Raw genomic sequence first — 16,814 nt, forward strand, 5'->3', positions numbered from 1 at the left:
CGTGGTGCGCCACCCGGAGCCGCACCCGCACGGGCCCGGGCAACCCGTTCGGCCGAAGTGAACCAACACCGTCCCCTCGGTGAACTCTGGGCGACGAGTGTTCGAGCGGGCACCCGGATGGCTGGGGCAGGCGCTCGTCCGGCGCATAACCTGGGGGCATGGACGTGAACGCGGCGGTCGCCGCAGCGGCAGCGATCGCCGGGGTGTGCACCGGTGTCATCGCCATGCTGGCGTTCCGCTGGAGCGAGCGCGACCTGAAACGCCCCACCCGGACCTCCCTGCACACAGACCCCGTACTGCCGCCGGGCGTCGACACGGTTCTCTCCGTGCTCCGCTCGTCGGCCGTCGTACTCGACGAGGCGGACAGCGTCGTCAAGGCCAGCTCGGCCGCGTACGCCCTCGGCCTGGTCCGCGGCGGCAAGCTCGCCGTGGAGCCCATGCTCCAGATGGCGCGCGACACCCGCCGCGACGGCGAGATACGCCAGGTCGAGCTCGACCTGCCACGCCGCGGCACCGGCCGGGGCGAGGCCCTGGCCGTCTCCGCCCGCGTGGCGCCCCTCGGCTCCCGCCTGGTCCTGCTCCTCGTGGAGGACCTCACCGAGGCCCGCCGCATCGAGGCCGTACGACGCGACTTCGTCGCGAACGTGAGCCATGAGCTCAAGACCCCGGTAGGGGCGCTCTCCCTGCTCTCCGAGGCCGTCATGGACGCCTCGGACGACCCCGAGGCCGTCGAGCGCTTCGCGGGCCGCATGCAGATCGAGGCGACCCGCCTGACCAGCCTCGTCCAGGAGCTCATCGACCTCTCCCGGGTCCAGAACGACGACCCCCTTGAGGACGCCGAACCCGTCCGTGTCGACGAACTGGTGGCGGAGGCGATCGACCGCAGCCGTCACCAGGCCTCGCACAAGCAGATCACCATGGCCGCGGGCGGCACCGCCGACCTGCAGATATGGGGCAACCGCGGCCAGCTCGCGGCGGCCCTCGGCAACCTCGTCGAGAACGCCGTGAACTACTCGCCCGCACGCACCCGGGTGGGCATCGCCGCCCGCCGGGTCAACGCACCGGGCGGAGACTTCATCGAGGTGGCGGTCACCGACCAGGGGATCGGCATCTCGGACAAGGACAAGGAGCGCATCTTCGAGCGCTTCTACCGCGTGGACCCGGCCCGCTCCCGGGCCACCGGCGGCACCGGCCTCGGCCTCGCCATCGTCAAACACGTGGCCGCCTCGCACGGCGGGGAGGTCACCGTGTGGAGCTCCGAGGGACAGGGCTCCACCTTCACCCTGCGGCTGCCCGAAGCAGCCGCGACCCGCGACCGCGGACCCGGTCACGGCGGAGACGGCAGTGAAGCCGGCACCGCACGGCCCGACGAGATCACTGCGTACGAACCCATTCCTGCCCCGGAGGTCCTTCCGTGACCCGAGTGCTCGTCGTCGAGGACGAGGAATCCTTCAGCGACGCCCTGTCCTACATGCTCCGCAAAGAGGGCTTCGAGGTCGCCATCGCGGCCACCGGGCCCGACGGACTCGACGAGTTCGAGCGCAACGGCGCCGACCTCGTCCTGCTCGACCTGATGCTGCCGGGCCTGCCCGGCACGGAGGTCTGCCGCCAGCTGCGCAGCCGCTCCAACGTCCCGGTGATCATGGTCACCGCCAAGGACAGCGAGATCGACAAGGTGGTCGGCCTCGAAATAGGAGCCGACGACTACGTCACCAAGCCCTTCTCCTCGCGCGAACTCGTGGCCCGCATCCGTGCGGTCCTGCGCCGCCGCGGCGAGCCCGAGGAGGTCGCACCGCAGGCCCTGGAGGCGGGCCCGGTCCGCATGGACGTGGACCGCCACGTCGTCACGGTCTCCGGCTCCAAGGTCGACCTGCCCCTCAAGGAGTTCGACCTCCTGGAGATGCTCCTGCGCAACGCGGGCCGCGTCCTGACCCGCATGCAGCTCATCGACCGCGTCTGGGGCGCGGACTACGTGGGGGACACCAAGACCCTCGACGTCCACGTCAAGCGCCTGCGCGCCAAGATCGAGCCCGACCCGGGGGCCCCGCGCTACCTGGTGACGGTGCGCGGCCTCGGCTACAAGTTCGAGCCGTAGACGACCCCTCAGTGGGCGCGTGAGCTTCCAGCAGGCACGTGAAAGGGCGGGAACCCGGCACCGGGTTCCCGCCCTCTTTCTGTCCGCGACGCGACAGCGTCAGTGCTGGGTGCCCGCGTTCTCCGAAGCGGCGCCGGACGGGTCCGTGGCCGCGTCGGAAGCGTTGCCCGACGGCTTGTCCGAGGGGCTGGCGGGGCCGCCCTCGGCCGCGGGGTCGGAGGCGCCGTCGTGGGGCTCACCGCTCGCCACTCCGGTGGGCTTCGTCGACGGCTTCGAGTCCGGAGCCTCGGGAACCTCGACCGGGCCCCACTTCTTGAAGTAGCTCTCGGCCGGCACGACGAAGGTCTTCATCTTCACGTCGCCGGTCTTGCTGAAGGCGAAGGTGACCGGCTGCGCGTTGCCGTCCTTGACGGCCTCGCGGCTGCTGGGCAGGACGGCGGTCGCGTTGTCCTTGCCGCCGATGATGACGGAGCCGCCGGCGGGGATGGTCAGCGGACCGCCCCGCTTGGAGGTCTTGTCGTCCTTGGCCGGCGTGATCTTCGCCGTCTTGCCGGTTCCGTTGACCTTGATCCCGTCCAGGGTCTGGTCGGAACTGCCGTTGTTGAAGATCGTGGCGGCGATCACCGCGGGGCCCGTCGACTTCAGGTCGGGCTGGGTGATCACCATGGCGTTCTGGATCTTGATGTCGCCGACGGCGGTCGCGGCGTTGTCCGGCTTGATCTCGTGCGTCTGGGCGTTGTTACCGGCGCCGCACGCGGCGAGCGACGCGAGCGAGAACGCGATGGCGGTGGCGGCAATGGCGCCACGTCGAAGGCTGCGGCTCACGGCGGCGGCAACTCCTTGAACGAGAGCGGTAGGGGAGGGTGGGACGGCCGTAAAGCCGTCCTAAGCGTGTGTCAGCGGGCTCAGGTTACCGAGCCGTTCCCGCGCCACCGCACCCGACCCGCCCCTACGGGTGGTGAGCCTCTCTCCCGCGGCTCGTCTTCCGACGCACACGCCCCGGCCGTCACGCCCGCGCCATTGGCCTCTCGTTCACCATTCACTTAAGTGCCGTCAAGAGTCATCACGGCCCGTCCCGCGGATTTCCGGTAAGGAATGCATGGTGGTCCGGGGAAGTCCGGGAAATTGATCACCGGGGGCGCTTGATCAATTCCGGATTTACGTCGAACGCGGGCTCGCGTGTCTCTCCGGTCACCGAACGGAGTAGCGGAAGTTCACCGTTCGGAACCCGGCAAACCGGGACGTTCAGCCTCGTGGAGCGCTCTCGAAGGGGGTGTAACGGGCGCGTTTCCGCTTCCCCGGAGAGCCGCTCCCACCTGCGAATACCCCGCTCCGGAAGCCCTTCGCAGCACGTTCCTGTTGCTGTTGTCAAGCCCCGAGATATGCCCTGACCTGCGAAAACGCCATTCAGAAGAGGCGATTCTCGTGTTAGGATGGATAGCCACGGAAGGGGTACCTGTCACATGACGTTCAAGGTTGGCGACACCGTGGTCTATCCCCATCACGGGGCCGCGCTGATCGAGGCCATTGAGACTCGCCAGATCAAAGGCGTGGACAAGACCTACTTGGTGCTGAAGGTCGCTCAGGGCGACTTGACGGTACGTGTGCCTGCGGACAATGCGGAGTTCGTCGGCGTGCGTGATGTGGTCGGTCAGGACGGGCTCGACCGGGTCTTCGAAGTACTGCGCGCGCCGTACGCCGAAGAGCCGACGAACTGGTCCCGTCGCTACAAGGCAAATCTCGAGAAGCTCGCTTCGGGCGATGTCATCAAGGTCGCGGAAGTCGTGCGTGACCTGTGGCGTCGTGAGCGTGAGCGCGGACTGTCCGCGGGTGAGAAGCGCATGCTCGCCAAGGCTCGTCAGATCCTGGTGAGCGAGCTCGCCCTCGCGGAGAACACGAACGAAGACAAGGCCGAGGCCCTGCTCGACGAGGTCCTCGCGTCCTGATCGCGTCCTGACGTAACGCATACGTCTTGGCGCCATGAATGCCGCGGTGCCCGCTGACCCTCAATGGTGTCGCCGGGCGCTGCGGCATGTTCGTACCCAGACGCGATCCCTACATTCTTACGTCCTACTCACGTCGTGCTCGGTGCTGTCATCAGTGCTGTCAGGTGTGCGTGCCGGGCGAGCAGCTGGCTCGACCAGATGTCACGGAAGGGTCCGGTCAAAGGCTCGCGCCCGGCACTCCCCCAAGGCCATACCCAGCCCTCCCGAGCACACAAACCTGAACGGAAGCGATGTCTGAGGAATCCCGCACCGCGGTCGTGATCCCCGCCGCCGGACGCGGCGTACGGCTCGGCCCGGGCGCCCCCAAGGCGCTCCGCGCGCTGAACGGCACGCCCATGCTCATCCACGCCGTACGGGCCATGGCCGCCTCCCGCGCCGTCTCGCTCGTCGTCGTCGTGGCCCCGCCGGAGGGCGCCGCCGAGGTCAAGTCCCTCCTGGCCGACCACGCACTGCCCGAGCGCACCGACTTCGTCGTGGTCCCCGGCGGCGAGACCCGCCAGGAATCCGTGAAGCTCGGCCTCGACGCCCTGCCGGACGGCATCGGCGTCGTCCTGGTGCACGACGCGGCCCGCCCGCTGGTGCCCGTCGACACCGTCGACGGCGTCATCGAGGCCGTACGCGACGGCGCCCCCGCCGTCGTCCCCGCGCTGCCCCTGACCGACACCGTCAAGCAGGTCGAGCCTGCGGCGCCCGGCACGCCCGAGCCCGTGGTCGCCACGCCCGAGCGGTCCCGCCTGCGCGCCGTGCAGACCCCGCAGGGCTTCGAGCGCGACACCCTCGTCCGCGCCCACGCGACGGTCACCGACAACGTCACGGACGACGCCAGCATGGTCGAGCAGCTCGGCCTCCAGGTCGTCGTCGTGCCCGGCCACGAGGAAGCCTTCAAGGTCACGCGGCCCCTCGACCTCGTCCTGGCCGAGGCCGTACTCGCCCGCAGGAGGGCCAACGATGGCTTCTGAGCACCAGCCGCGGGTCACGCTCCCGCAGGTCGGCATCGGCACCGACGTGCACGCCTTCGAGGAAGGGCGCGAGCTGTGGTGTGCCGGGCTCCTCTGGGAGGGCGAGAGCGCGGGCCTCGCCGGGCACTCGGACGGCGACGTCGCCGCGCACGCAGCCTGCGACGCCCTGTTCTCCGCCGCCGGCGTCGGCGACCTCGGCGCGCACTTCGGCACCAGCAGGCCCGAGTGGTCCGGCGCCTCCGGTGTGACGCTGCTCGCCGAGGCCGCCAGGATCGTGCGCGCCGAAGGCTTCGAGATCGGCAACATCGCCGTCCAGGTCATCGGCGTACGCCCCAAGGTCGGCAAGCGGCGCGACGAGGCGCAGAAGACGCTGAGCGCCGCCGCGGGCGCCCCGGTCGCCGTGTCCGGCACGACGACGGACGGGCTCGGCCTCACCGGCCGCGCCGAGGGCCTCGCCGCGATCGCCACGGCACTGGTCGTGCGGACCGGCTGACGGCCTGCTGCCGGCCGATGAAATGCCGGTGGGGCGGGGTGCGTTGAGCAATACAGGGAACGCACCCCTACAGCGGCTCCACCGCGCAGCTCGACAGCACCGCTCGACAGCGCAGCCCCACGTCAGCCATCGACGTACGAGAGAGAGGCATCCGTAATGGCCGCCGAACTGTCCGACAAGCTCAAGGCCCTGCTCGACACCCCCGTCTTCATCTCCGTCGCCACGATCCAGCCCGACGGCAGCCCCCAGATCTCACCGGTCTGGGTGAAGCGGGACGGCGACGACCTGCTCTTCTCCACCACGCTCGGCCGCCGCAAGGAGAAGAACATCCGCCGCGACCCGCGCGTGACGGTGCTGCTCCAGCCCTTCGACGCGCCGTACACGTACGCCGAGATCCGCGGCGAGGCGACGCTGACCACCGAGGGCGGGCAGGAGCTCATCGACGAGCTGGCGCTGAAGTACACCGGCCTCAAGTACGCGGAGTTCAACAAGTCCTCCGCCGAGGACGGGACCCGCGTCGTCGTCCGCGTCACCCCGCGCAAGGTCGTCGGCCGCCTCTGAGGCCCCCCCGCGTCCTTTTCGGGTCCTTCCCGGACCCGCGCATGTCACAGTTCCGTGCCCTGTTGGCCCAGGAGGTCGCAGGGCACTGTCCTGCGCCCACTACCCTGGAGTGGTGACGATTCGCCTGTACGACACCAGCGCCCGGCAGATCCGAGACTTCAGCCCGCTCATCGACGGTTGTGTCTCGATCTACCTGTGCGGCGCGACGGTGCAGGCGGCCCCGCACATCGGGCACATCCGGTCGGGCCTGAACTTCGACATCATGCGCCGCTGGTTCGCCCACCGCGGCTACGACGTCACGTTCATCCGCAACGTCACGGACATCGACGACAAGATCATCCGGAAGTCGGCCGAGCAGGGCCGCCCGTGGTGGTCGATCGGGTACGAGAACGAGCGGGCCTTCAACGACGGCTACGACGTCCTCGGCTGCCTGCCGCCCACCTACGAACCGCGCGCCACCGGCCACATCACCGAGATGGTCGAGATGATGCGCGGCCTGATCGAGCGCGGTCACGCGTACGAGTCCGACGGCAACGTCTACTTCGACGTGAAGTCCTTCCCCGGCTATCTGCAGCTGTCCAACCAGGAGCTGGACAACCTGCTGCAGCCGGAGAGCGAGGGCGAGACCGGCAAGCGCGACTCCCGCGACTTCGCCATGTGGAAGACCGCCAAGGAGGGTGAGCCCTCCTGGGAGACCCCCTGGGGCCGCGGCCGTCCGGGCTGGCACCTGGAGTGCTCGGCGATGGCCCACAAGTACCTCGGCCGTGAGTTCGACATCCACGGCGGTGGCATCGACCTGATCTTCCCGCACCACGAGAACGAGATCGCGCAGGCCAAGGCCTTCGGCGACGCGTTCGCGCGGTACTGGGTGCACAACGGCTGGGTCACCATGAGCGGCGAGAAGATGTCGAAGTCGCTCGGCAACTCGGTCCTCGTGTCCGAGATGGTCAAGAAGTGGCGCCCGATCGTCCTGCGCTACTACCTGGGCACCCCGCACTACCGCTCGATGATCGAGTACAGCGAGGAGGCCCTGCGCGAGGCGGAGTCCGCCTTCGCGCGGATCGAGGGCTTCGTGCAGCGCGTGATGGAGAAGGCGGGCGGCGCCGTGGAGCCCGCCGCCGACGTGCCGCCCGCCTTCGCCGACGCGATGGACGACGACCTGGGCGTCCCGCAGGCCCTCGCCATCGTGCACACGACGGTCCGCCAGGGGAACTCCGCCCTGGCCGCCGACGACAAGGAAGCCGCGGTGGAGCGCCTCGCCGAGGTGCGGGCCATGCTCGGCGTCCTCGGCCTCGACCCGCTCGACCCGCACTGGGCCGGCGAGAGCGACCGCGGGGACGACCTCCACGGGGTCGTCGACACCCTCGTACGCCTCGTGCTCCAGCAGCGGGAGGCGGCGCGTGGCCGCAAGGACTGGGCCACCGCCGACGCCATCCGCGACCAGCTCAACCAGTCGGGCCTCGTCATCGAGGACGGCCCGACCGGACCGCGGTGGACTCTCGGCCCGCGCTGAGCGTCTGACCTCGCGATGTGCCGCCCGGCGACCCGGGCGGCACACTTCATATACGTACGCAGTCACGCAGTGGGCCGGCACGCAGCAGGCGGACGGCCGCACGCAACACAGAGACAGGTAGGTCATGGCCGCTAACAACCGCCGCATGTCCGGCAAGAAGGGCGCGCAGGTCGGCAGCGGTGGAAATCGGCGCCGCGGCCTTGAGGGCAAGGGCCCGACGCCGCCCGCCGAGGCGCGCAAGGGACACAAGAAGAACCGCATCGCCAACGCCGCCGCCAAGAAGGCCGGCGGACCCGGCGGTCGCCGCCCCAGCCCCGTGAAGGGCCGCGGCAAGGGCACCTCCGAGATGGTCGTCGGCCGTAACTCGGTCGTCGAGGCGCTGCGCGAGGGCGTGCCCGCCTCGATGCTCTACGTCCAGCAGTTCATCGACAACGACGAGCGCGTCCGCGAGGCGCTGCAGCTCGCCGGTGAGCGCGGCGGCATCCACCTCATGGAGGCCCCGCGCCCCGAGCTGGACCGCATGACCAACGGGCTCAACCACCAGGGGCTCGTGCTCCAGGTGCCGCCCTACGAGTACGCGCACCCCGAGGAGCTCGCGGCCGCCGCGTACGACCAGGGCGAGGACCCGCTGATCGTCGCCCTCGACGGCGTGACGGACCCGCGGAACCTCGGCGCCGTGGTGCGTTCCGCCTCCGCCTTCGGCGGGCACGGCGTCGTCGTCCCCGAGCGCCGCGCCGCCGGCATGACCGCGGGCGCCTGGAAGACGGCCGCCGGTGCCGCGGCGCGCACGCCCGTGGCCCGCGCCACGAACCTGACCCGCGTCCTTGAGGCGTACAAGAAGGCCGGGCTCGCGATCGTCGGCCTCGCGGCGGACGGCGACCACGAGGTCGGCGACCTCAAGGCGCTGTCCGGTCCCGTGGTCATCGTCATCGGCAGCGAGGGCAAGGGCCTCTCGCGGCTCGTCGGCGAGACATGCGACTACCGCGTCCGGATCCCCATGCCGGGCGGCACGGAGTCCCTGAACGCCGGTGTCGCCGCGGGCGTCGTGCTCTACGAGGCGTCCCGCCGCCGTCGCTAGGCAGCACCCCGGACGTCGGCCGGCCCGGATTCCGCGGGCCGGCCGACGCCGCTGGGAGATCTTGACGCGGTCCGGACATTTCCCCGCGGTCAAGGCAGTGTCCTAAACACACATCACTCGGTTAGATGAGTGTGGACACCAGAACGCCCCGCAATCCCACGGGGGGAAGCTCGTCAGGGTTCGACGAAGCTCCCGCGCTGAGCATGGTGAAGGTGCCGAGCGACCCGGCCCAGGTCATCGTGAACCACGCGAGCTTCCGCGTGCAGCTCCCCACCGCGCAGCGGACCCAATCCCCGCGAATCGCACGGCACTTGAGCACTGCCGACAACTCCGTGCGCATCCCCGCAGCCGGCTCCGCCGCACGGCGCCGCACGCCCGTCGTCTGGAGCGGGAAGTCCGAACCGGGCGACCCCGGAGCCACCGGACTGCTCCAGGCGGTGCGCGGAACCGGCGTGCGCCATTCGGCCGAAGGCGGCGGCACCTCCTACGACGACGGGGGCGCCACGCAGGTCATCCCCCGCATCGAGGACGACCTGGAGAGCACGCAGGCCACGCCTGCCGTCATCGGCCCCAGAAACCCCGATCCCGAGACCCGCCTCATCCCGCGCATGCCGATGCCGGAGAGCGACCTCGACGAACGACTCCCCTACGCGGAAGACGACTTCGACGACGGCCTCGACGACGAGGACGGCCGCCAGGCCGTGAAGCGGCACGGGGCCGACCCCGTCCGGCACGCCTATTACCCAGGCCGCCGCATGAACCTCGGCGTCGTGCTGCTCCCGCTGCGCGTCTTCCTCGGATTCATCTCCATCTACGCCGGCATGGGCAAGCTCTGCGACCCCGTGTACTTCGACGGCGGCGACCGCGGCTCCATGGTCAAGTGGCTCAACTCGCTGCACCCCTGGGCGCTCGCCGAGCCGCTGCGGGACTTCGCCCTCTCGCACCCGGTGGGTGCGGGACTCTTCATCGCCTTCCTGCAGATCATCGTCGGCGTGCTCACGGTGCTCGGGCTCTGGCAGCGGGTCGCGGCCAGCATCGGCGTGCTCCTGTCCGCCGCGCTCATCGTCACCGTCAGCTGGAAGACCGTCCCCGCCTACGACGCGCCGGACATCATCTATCTGGCCGCATGGTCGCCGCTGATCATCGCCGGCGCACCCGTCTACTCCGTCGACGGGCGCCTCGCCGGAGAGGCCTGGCGGACGCTCGGACCCCGGGTGGACATCTGGGAGCTGCGGCGCCGTGTGCTGCGGCGCGGCGGGCTCGTCGGCGGGCTCGTGGTCGGGCTCACGCTGCTGATCGGTTCGATGCTCGGCGGCGCCGTCCGGGACGCCGACCGCGTGACCGTGCCGGGACCCGGCGAGGCCCCGCGCAACGAACTGCCCGGCTCACCGCTCCCGCAGGAGCCCGGAAAGCAGCGGCACCGTCAGGGCCAGTCGCAGGGGCCCACGGCCTCCGGGGCGCCGACGCAGGGGAGTTCCGCGAGCCCCACGCAGGGCGCCACGGCGACCACTCCGGGCGCGGCCCCCGAGTCCGCCACCGCGGGCACCGGCACCGGCCAGGGGCAGCCCAGCCAGACGCAGGGCACCGCCGGCCAGGCACCGCCCCAGCAGTCCTCGCCCCAGCAGCCTCCGTCGTCGGCCACCGCGGGACCCACGTCCAGCGGCGGCAGCAGCGGCGGCGGAGCGCCCGAGAGCGGCACGAGCGGCGGCAACTCGAGTGGTGGCGGCGGCCGCAACGACCGCCTCGTGGGCGGCCTGCTCGGCGGCGGCTGACCCGGCTCTCCACCCGTACGCGAAAGGGGCCCCGCACAGTCACTGTGCGGGGCCCCGTCGACGTACGCGGGACATGCGGGATGTTCTTGGAGGCGCGGGGAGGAGACCTCAACCGGTCTGCGCGGCCAGCTCCTTGGCGGCCTCGGTGAGGTCCTTCGCGGTGTCGATGGCGCGCCAGTACGCGCCCTGCGGCAGCGGGAAGCCCGCCAGGCTCTTCTCGCGGGCCAGGCGCGGGAACGTGGTGCGCTCGTGGTCGCCGCGGTCCGGCAGGAGCGCGGCGAAGGAGGCGGAGAAGACGTACACGCCCGCGTTGATCAGATACGGGGACGGCGGGGACTCGATGAAGTCCGTGATGTGGCCGAACGCGTCCGTCTCGACGGCGCCCCACGGGATGCGGGGCCGGGCCAGGGCGAGGGTCGCGGTGGCGTCGCGCTCGGCGTGGAAGGCCGCCATGTCGCGCAGCGAGAAACGGGTCCAGATGTCGCCGTTCGTCGCGTACCAGGGGCGGTCCGCGTGCGGGAGGTGGCGGGCGGCGTACTTCAGGCCGCCGCCGCGGCCCAGGGGTTCGTTCTCGACCACCGTGGTGACGTTCAGGGGGAGATCGGCCGACTCCAGCCACTCCTGGAGCACTTCGGCGAGATGGCCGCAGGAGACGACCGCGTCCGTCACGCCCTCGGCCGCCAGCCAGGAAAGCTGATGGCCGATGATCGGGGTCCCCGTGCCAGGGATCTCGACCATCGGCTTGGGCCGGTCATCGGTGTACGGACGGAGGCGCGAGCCCTGGCCACCGGCCAGGACGACGGCCTGCGTGGGCCTGTGAGCGTGAGGGTCGCCGGTCATGCCGGAACCCTACGTGCCGGCCGGATCAGCCGTTCTGGTGGGCGGCGGCGACGCCCGTCGCGAAGGACGTGTCACAGACCGGGCGGGCGTACGACTGGGCGCGTGTCGGTCCGTACGCCCGGACGGCCGCGCGGCCCAGGGCACGGGCGATGGAGACGCAGTGCTTGGCGAGCGACGGGTGGCGGTTCACCTCCTGCTGGAGGTGGGTGAGCGCGACGCCCGGGTTCTTCTCCTGGAGCTCCAGGAGAAGCCGGTCGCGCAGAAGGTCCTGCGGTGCGCGGGACTTGGCCGGTACGGAAAGATCGTCGGCGGATGCGGTGAGCATCGAATCCGAGGAATTCCCGGACCAGTTGACGCTGGTGACCGCGAGGGTCCCGGAGAGCACCAGCATCACGGGCAGGACGAGGGCGAGCGTGCGGCCGATGCGTCGGGCGGGGCCTCGGTGGGCTCGGCGCGGCTTCTGGGTGTAGTTGGCGGAGTGCGTCACGCGAGTGAGCGTAGCGGTCGGTGATGATTTGGCGACATTTAGTCACTCGGTCGAGCGACGGAGATTCAGGTTTTTCTGGAGCAAAGTTGACGGGCGCCTGGCGAAATGACCGGTCTGCCGGGGTATTTGTCGACAACGTGGGCGAACGCGCAGGGCCCCGCACCTCGGTGCGGGGCCCTGCGCGTTCGCTGGTGGGGCGGTTGTAACTCGGACCTCAGTCGGAGAGGCGCTCGCCCGTCGACGTCGAGAACACGTGGATCTCGCCCGGCCGCGGCACGACGTGCAGCTGCGTGCCCTTCTCCGGGACCCGGCGGCCGTTCACGCGGACCACGAGGTCCTTGTGCTCACCGCCGACCTCCGCGGAGCCGTAGACGTAACCGTCGGCACCGAGCTCCTCGACGACGTTCACGGAGACGGCGAGGCCCGCCGGGGCGTCCTCGGTCTCCTTCGAGAGGGACTTCGCGGTGCTGCCGTCCTGCTCGACGATGTCGAAGTGCTCCGGGCGGACGCCGACCGTGACCGTGCGGTCGCCCTTGTCGGCCGCGGCGGACAGCGCCTCGCGGTTGACCGGCACCACGGAGTTGCCGAACTTCACGCCGCCGTCGGTGATCGGGACCTCGACGAGGTTCATCGCGGGGGAGCCGATGAAGCCGGCGACGAAGAGGTTGGCCGGGCGGTCGTACATATTGCGCGGCGAGTCGACCTGCTGGAGCAGACCGTCCTTCAGTACGGCCACCCGGTCGCCCATGGTCATGGCCTCGACCTGGTCGTGGGTGACGTACACGGTGGTGATGCCGAGGCGCCGCTGGAGGCTGGCGATCTGCGTACGCGTCGAGACGCGCAGCTTGGCGTCGAGGTTCGACAGCGGCTCGTCCATGAGGAAGACCTGCGGCTCACGCACGATGGCGCGTCCCATGGCCACACGCTGGCGCTGACCACCGGAGAGGGCCTTCGGCTTGCGGCCGAGGTACTCGGTGAGGTCGAGGATCTTCGCCGCGTCCTCGACCTTCTGGCGGATCTCGGCCTTGTTGACGCCCGCGATCTTCAGGGCGAAGCCCATGTTGTCGGCGACCGTCATGTGCGGGTAGAGCGCGTAGTTCTGGAACACCATGGCGATGTCCCGGTCCTTGGGCGGCAGGTGCGTGACGTCACGCTCGCCGATGCGGATGGCGCCGGCGTTCACGTCCTCCAGGCCCGCGAGCATGCGCAGGGAGGTGGACTTTCCGCAGCCGGAGGGACCGACGAGGACGAGGAACTCGCCGTCCGCGACATCGAGCTGCAGCTGGTCGACGGCGGGCTTGTCGCCACCCGGGTAGATGCGGGTCGCCTTGTCGAACGAAACAGTGGCCATGGTGAGGGCCCCCTTCACCGGCAGGAACGTGCCGGACGATCCGTTGTAAAGAGAGGAGTGGTGTAGTCCACCTGAGTGAACTGCTCGGACGGTACCCCGGGGGGGACGCGTCTGTCAGTAGTCCTGCGCCGGTGACCTTCGAGGAAATTTTCGACGGGGGCACGGGCGGTGTTGGTTACACTGCACGGGCACGTCAGTGCACGCCTCCTTAGCTCAGATGGCCAGAGCAACGCACTTGTAATGCGTAGGTCGTCGGTTCGAATCCGACAGGGGGCTCCGGCAAGGCGAAGGCCCAGGTCACCGTAGAGGTGACCTGGGCCTTCGCGGTTTCCGTCGGTGCGGTGCTGCCGGCTAGGAGGCGATGGTGCCTGTCGCCTTGCTCGTCGACGTTCCGTCGTGGTGGCCGGTGCGGTGTGCCGTCACCTTGACCGTGACCTTCTTGCCGCGCTGGGCGGACTTCAGGGTCAGCGAGGACTTGCTCGCGCCGGTGATCTTCGTTCCGCTCGCGTACCACTGGTAGGAGTACGAGCCGGGTGCGGGCGACCAGGTGCCCTTCGCGGCCTTGAGGACCTTGCCGAGCTTGGCGGTGCCGCTGATCGCCGGCTTCTCCGTCGCCTTGGGCGCGGCGCCCTTGGCGACCGTGACAGCCGTGGACGTCGCGGTGGCGTCCTCGGCGCCCGCCTTGTGGGCGGTGACCGTGACGGTCAGCTTCTTGTTCAGCTGGGCCGCCGGGACCTTGTAGGCCGAGGCCGTGGCGCCCTCGATCGCCGTGCCGTCCGCCTTCCACTGGTAGGTGTACGACGACGGGGCGGCCGTCCAACTGCCCGTGTCGGCGGTGAGCTTGGAGCTGACGGCAGCCGTGCCCGTCACCTTGGGGGCGGTGGTGTTGCGCGGCGTCGGCTCGGTCACGGTGAAGGTGCCGCGTTGGTATTCCCCACCTGCGATGACGCTGACGTTCCAGGTGCCCGCGGGGACGTCCGTCAGGTCGAGCGTCGCCTTCAGCGTGCGGTTGTCGGCGGAGATCGAATCCGTCTTCGCGGTGAGGGTCCTGCCCGACTGCGTCAGCCGGACCGTCGCGTCGGGGTTGATGGCGGTGCCCGTCACGGTGAGCGTGGGCTTGGTGCCGCCGGGGGCCTTGGCCGGGGTCACGCCGGTGATGGACACCTTCTCGCCGCCGCAGCGGGTGAACGTGCACTTGAGCGTGGCGCGGTAGGACGTGCTGGCGGCCTTCTCCGGGAGGCCGAGCACCAGGACGGAAGGCCTGGTCGGGTTGGAGGACGATTCGTTCACCCCGCAGACGTAGCCGTCAGGGATCGTCAGGGTGCAGCCGTTGGTCCACGCGTTGTTGTAGAGCGCGGGGACCGCCGTGGTCCCGGCCCCGGTCGTGTCGGTGATCTCGGCGTCGAAGTGGTCGCCGTCGACAGTGGGCAGGACCGCGCACACCGCTGTACGGGACTCGTCGAGGGTGCCGGTGATCGGCCCGTACCCGTAGGCGATCGAGGGGACTTTGGTGCACTCGGCGGCCGGGCCTTCGGCCGTTGCGACCCGCAGGGCGTCGAGGCGGTACTCGGGCGCCGCCTTGAGGTTGGCCGGCACCTGGACGAGGACTTGGTGGGTGGTGCTTCCGGTGGCCGCGCAGGCCCGGTTGCGCGGGGTGCAGTCGGTCTTGCCGTCGTCACCCAGGACCGTGATGTTGGCGGTGCCTAGGGCGTCCCGCACGTCGAGGTGCAGGACGTCGTCGGCGGACGCGGTGGTGACCTGGTGGCAGCGCAGGGAGCCGGGAGCGCCGTACGTGCCCTTCACCGAGGGGCCGCCGACCTTGCCCGCCGGAGTCTTGGTGCAGCCCGCGGACGACGCCGTCGACGTCACGTCGCGCCGCGTCAGGGTGTAGTCGGCCGGCTGGTCGCGGCCGGTGACCAGGACGGTGTGGGCCTTGCCCGGCGTCAGCGCGCAGAGCGACCAGCCGTTGGTGGTGGCAGTGCGGTCGCAGACGCGCTTGCCGGCGGAGTCGAGCACGGAGAACTTGGCGGGCGCGTCACCGGAGGCGGCGAGGAGCTGCAGGGCCTCGGCCGAGGTGTGTGCGTCCGCCGGGATGGTCAGGCAGCGCGAGAAGACGCCCTCCCCGGTGGAGAAGGAGGCCTTGGCCCCGTCGGCGGCGAAGCTGCCCGCGGGCAGGACGGGGCAGTCGTTCGCCGCGTCCGTGCGGTGGACGGCGACCGTGTACGGGCCGGTGCGGGGGCTGCCGTCGGCGTGGACGAGGGCGCGGTAGGGCGCGGCACCGGTGAGCGCGCAGTCGCCTGCGGCGAGCTGCTCCGCCGCGCACTGTTCGTTGCCTTCGCTGTCGAGGATCTCCACGTCGGCGTCGACCCCGGAGGCGTTGAGCGGGGTGAGCGCCGCGATGCGGGAGTCCTTGGGTGCGGGGAGGATCAGGCAGTCGTACTGTCCTGCCGAGCTGAACTCACCCTTGTGGGCGCCTATTTCGCTCTTCACACAGCCGTTGTCGGAGGCCCGGTCGAGGACGATCAGGCCGCGAGCGGTGTCGTGGAAGGGGGACGAGCCGTCGAGATAGGCGGTGTAGGTGCCCGCGGCGGGCAGCCGGCAGGGCTGCTCGGTGTTGCGGCAGACGGTCTTGCCGGAGCGGTCGTGTACGCGGACCGGGCCGGTGTCGCCGTCCTTGTCGATGGAGTCGATGCGGTACTTGCCCGCCTTGTCCGCGGTGACCGTGAAGCAGGGTGTCGTGGTGAAGTCCGGTGCGGTCAGCGGGCCGTAGGAACGGACCGGGGAGGACGGGCAGCCCTGCGGGTCGTTCAGGCGGCGTGCCGCGACCCCGTACTCGGCGGGGAAGCCCTTCTCCGCGTACGTGACGCGGGAGAGCGCACGGTAGGGGCCCTTGCCGGGCAGGACGCAGCTGTCCTCGCCGTCCTCGGGGAAGTGGGGGCAGATCCGGGCGCCGGTGGCGTCGGTGATCCAGGCGATGGACTCGCCGTAGGCCTTGGTGCCGCGGGTGAGCCGGATGCGGTCGCCGGGCTCGGCGTCGAAGGGCTGGCAGTCGATCTCGGCGGGACTGGCCGACGTACGCGTCGGCGTCTGCTGGCCCCAGTCGGTGCCGCTCTTCGGGGCGCAGCCGCGGTCGCTTCCGAGCGGTACGACGGTGACCGCGACGTCGGCGTCCTCCCAGCCGCCGTTGGCGACCTTCAGGGTGTAGGTGCCGTTCTCGGAGAGGTCGCACCAGCCGTCGGTGCGGTACTCGGTGTCGTAGCAGTCGACCCGGGTGTCACCGCGGTAGACCTCGGTGTGTGCTTCGTTGCTGGAGTCGTCGAACGAGACCAGGTGGATGCCGGTCTCGGTGGTGGTGAAGGTGAAACAGGTCGTCGCGTCGGGTGCGACGGTGGTCTTGCCGAGCGCGGCGCCCGGATCGCCGAACGGCGCGAGAGCCAGCGGTGCGCACTCCGGTTCGGCGGCGTGGGCGGTCGTCACCGGCAGAGCGGACGGTACGAGCAGGGACAGCAGTGCGGCCAGGGCGAGAAAGAGCGCGGCAGAAGCCGCGGGTCTCGCAGATCGCGCGGGTCTCGCAGAAGGACGTGGTTCAGGCATTGAGCCCCCCCAGGCTTTGTGAATGATCAGTGATTCACCCGTGGGTGACCAGTGAATGATCGGGT

General features: G+C 70.4%; 14 protein-coding genes and 1 tRNA gene. 10 read left to right on the forward strand and 5 right to left on the reverse strand.

Translation table 11 applies throughout. The annotated features are described in order from the left end of the window. Positions 1 to 158: 158 nt before the first annotated feature. Both OG302_RS23070 and OG302_RS23075 read left to right on the forward strand, forming a co-directional pair. A complete protein-coding gene (locus tag OG302_RS23070) occupies positions 159 to 1,418 on the forward strand; it encodes an ATP-binding protein (RefSeq protein ID WP_361831984.1) in 1,260 nt (419 codons plus the stop codon). Next, positions 1,415 to 2,095: a response regulator transcription factor gene (locus tag OG302_RS23075; RefSeq protein WP_030362171.1), complete on the forward strand. Its 681-nt coding sequence runs from the start codon at positions 1,415 to 1,417 to the stop codon at positions 2,093 to 2,095. The genes OG302_RS23070 and OG302_RS23075 overlap by 4 nt, the downstream gene beginning before the upstream one ends. 99 nt (positions 2,096 to 2,194) lie before the next feature. On the opposite strand, the gene OG302_RS23080 is transcribed toward OG302_RS23075, so the two are convergent. Further along, positions 2,195 to 2,920 (reverse strand): DUF461 domain-containing protein, encoded by a 726-nt coding sequence (locus OG302_RS23080; protein ID WP_371528504.1) that lies wholly within the window; start codon positions 2,918 to 2,920, stop codon positions 2,195 to 2,197. A 638-nt stretch (positions 2,921 to 3,558) separates the two neighbouring features. Here OG302_RS23080 and OG302_RS23085 point away from each other — a divergent pair. The 7 genes from OG302_RS23085 to OG302_RS23115 all read left to right on the forward strand — a co-directional run bounded on the left by OG302_RS23085 (position 3,559) and on the right by OG302_RS23115 (position 10,477). Further along, entirely contained in the window at positions 3,559 to 4,041 is a 483-nt protein-coding gene (locus tag OG302_RS23085; RefSeq protein ID WP_003953493.1) for a CarD family transcriptional regulator, read from the forward strand. 290 nt (positions 4,042 to 4,331) lie between these two features. Then, positions 4,332 to 5,060, forward strand: a complete 729-nt coding sequence (gene ispD, locus OG302_RS23090; protein ID WP_371528505.1) for a 2-C-methyl-D-erythritol 4-phosphate cytidylyltransferase — start codon at positions 4,332 to 4,334, stop codon at positions 5,058 to 5,060. Next, on the forward strand, positions 5,050 to 5,553 hold the full coding sequence (gene ispF, locus OG302_RS23095) for a 2-C-methyl-D-erythritol 2,4-cyclodiphosphate synthase (RefSeq protein ID WP_371528506.1): 504 nt from the start codon (positions 5,050 to 5,052) through the stop codon (positions 5,551 to 5,553). The genes ispD and ispF overlap by 11 nt, the downstream gene beginning before the upstream one ends. 156 nt (positions 5,554 to 5,709) lie before the next feature. Beyond that, complete coding sequence (locus tag OG302_RS23100; RefSeq protein ID WP_361831992.1) at positions 5,710 to 6,114, forward strand: PPOX class F420-dependent oxidoreductase; 405 nt, start codon at positions 5,710 to 5,712, stop codon at positions 6,112 to 6,114. Positions 6,115 to 6,226: 112 nt separating this feature from the next. Continuing rightward, positions 6,227 to 7,627: a cysteine--tRNA ligase gene (cysS, locus tag OG302_RS23105; RefSeq protein WP_371528507.1), complete on the forward strand. Its 1,401-nt coding sequence runs from the start codon at positions 6,227 to 6,229 to the stop codon at positions 7,625 to 7,627. A gap of 124 nt (positions 7,628 to 7,751) precedes the next feature. Next, positions 7,752 to 8,705 (forward strand): 23S rRNA (guanosine(2251)-2'-O)-methyltransferase RlmB, encoded by a 954-nt coding sequence (gene rlmB, locus OG302_RS23110; protein WP_371528508.1) that lies wholly within the window; start codon positions 7,752 to 7,754, stop codon positions 8,703 to 8,705. A gap of 125 nt (positions 8,706 to 8,830) precedes the next feature. Beyond that, on the forward strand, positions 8,831 to 10,477 hold the full coding sequence (locus OG302_RS23115; RefSeq protein ID WP_371528509.1) for a DoxX family protein: 1,647 nt from the start codon (positions 8,831 to 8,833) through the stop codon (positions 10,475 to 10,477). 108 nt (positions 10,478 to 10,585) lie between these two features. On the opposite strand, the gene OG302_RS23120 is transcribed toward OG302_RS23115, so the two are convergent. From OG302_RS23120 to OG302_RS23130, 3 genes are all read right to left on the reverse strand, one after another. Then, a complete protein-coding gene (locus OG302_RS23120) occupies positions 10,586 to 11,317 on the reverse strand; it encodes a nucleotidyltransferase family protein (protein ID WP_351168495.1) in 732 nt (243 codons plus the stop codon). A 25-nt stretch (positions 11,318 to 11,342) separates the two neighbouring features. Further along, complete coding sequence (locus OG302_RS23125) at positions 11,343 to 11,804, reverse strand: hypothetical protein (RefSeq protein WP_371528510.1); 462 nt, start codon at positions 11,802 to 11,804, stop codon at positions 11,343 to 11,345. Between the two features lie 214 nt (positions 11,805 to 12,018). After that, positions 12,019 to 13,155: an ABC transporter ATP-binding protein gene (locus OG302_RS23130; protein WP_371528511.1), complete on the reverse strand. Its 1,137-nt coding sequence runs from the start codon at positions 13,153 to 13,155 to the stop codon at positions 12,019 to 12,021. A 202-nt stretch (positions 13,156 to 13,357) separates the two neighbouring features. Here OG302_RS23130 and OG302_RS23135 point away from each other — a divergent pair. Beyond that, positions 13,358 to 13,431, forward strand: a tRNA-Thr gene (locus OG302_RS23135). A 75-nt stretch (positions 13,432 to 13,506) separates the two neighbouring features. On the opposite strand, the gene OG302_RS23140 is transcribed toward OG302_RS23135, so the two are convergent. Continuing rightward, positions 13,507 to 16,632, reverse strand: a complete 3,126-nt coding sequence (locus tag OG302_RS23140) for a Tat pathway signal protein (protein ID WP_371528512.1) — start codon at positions 16,630 to 16,632, stop codon at positions 13,507 to 13,509. Positions 16,633 to 16,814: the final 182 nt, after the last annotated feature.

This window comes from Streptomyces sp. NBC_01283, from assembly GCF_041435335.1.
In the GTDB taxonomy this organism is placed as follows: domain Bacteria; phylum Actinomycetota; class Actinomycetes; order Streptomycetales; family Streptomycetaceae; genus Streptomyces.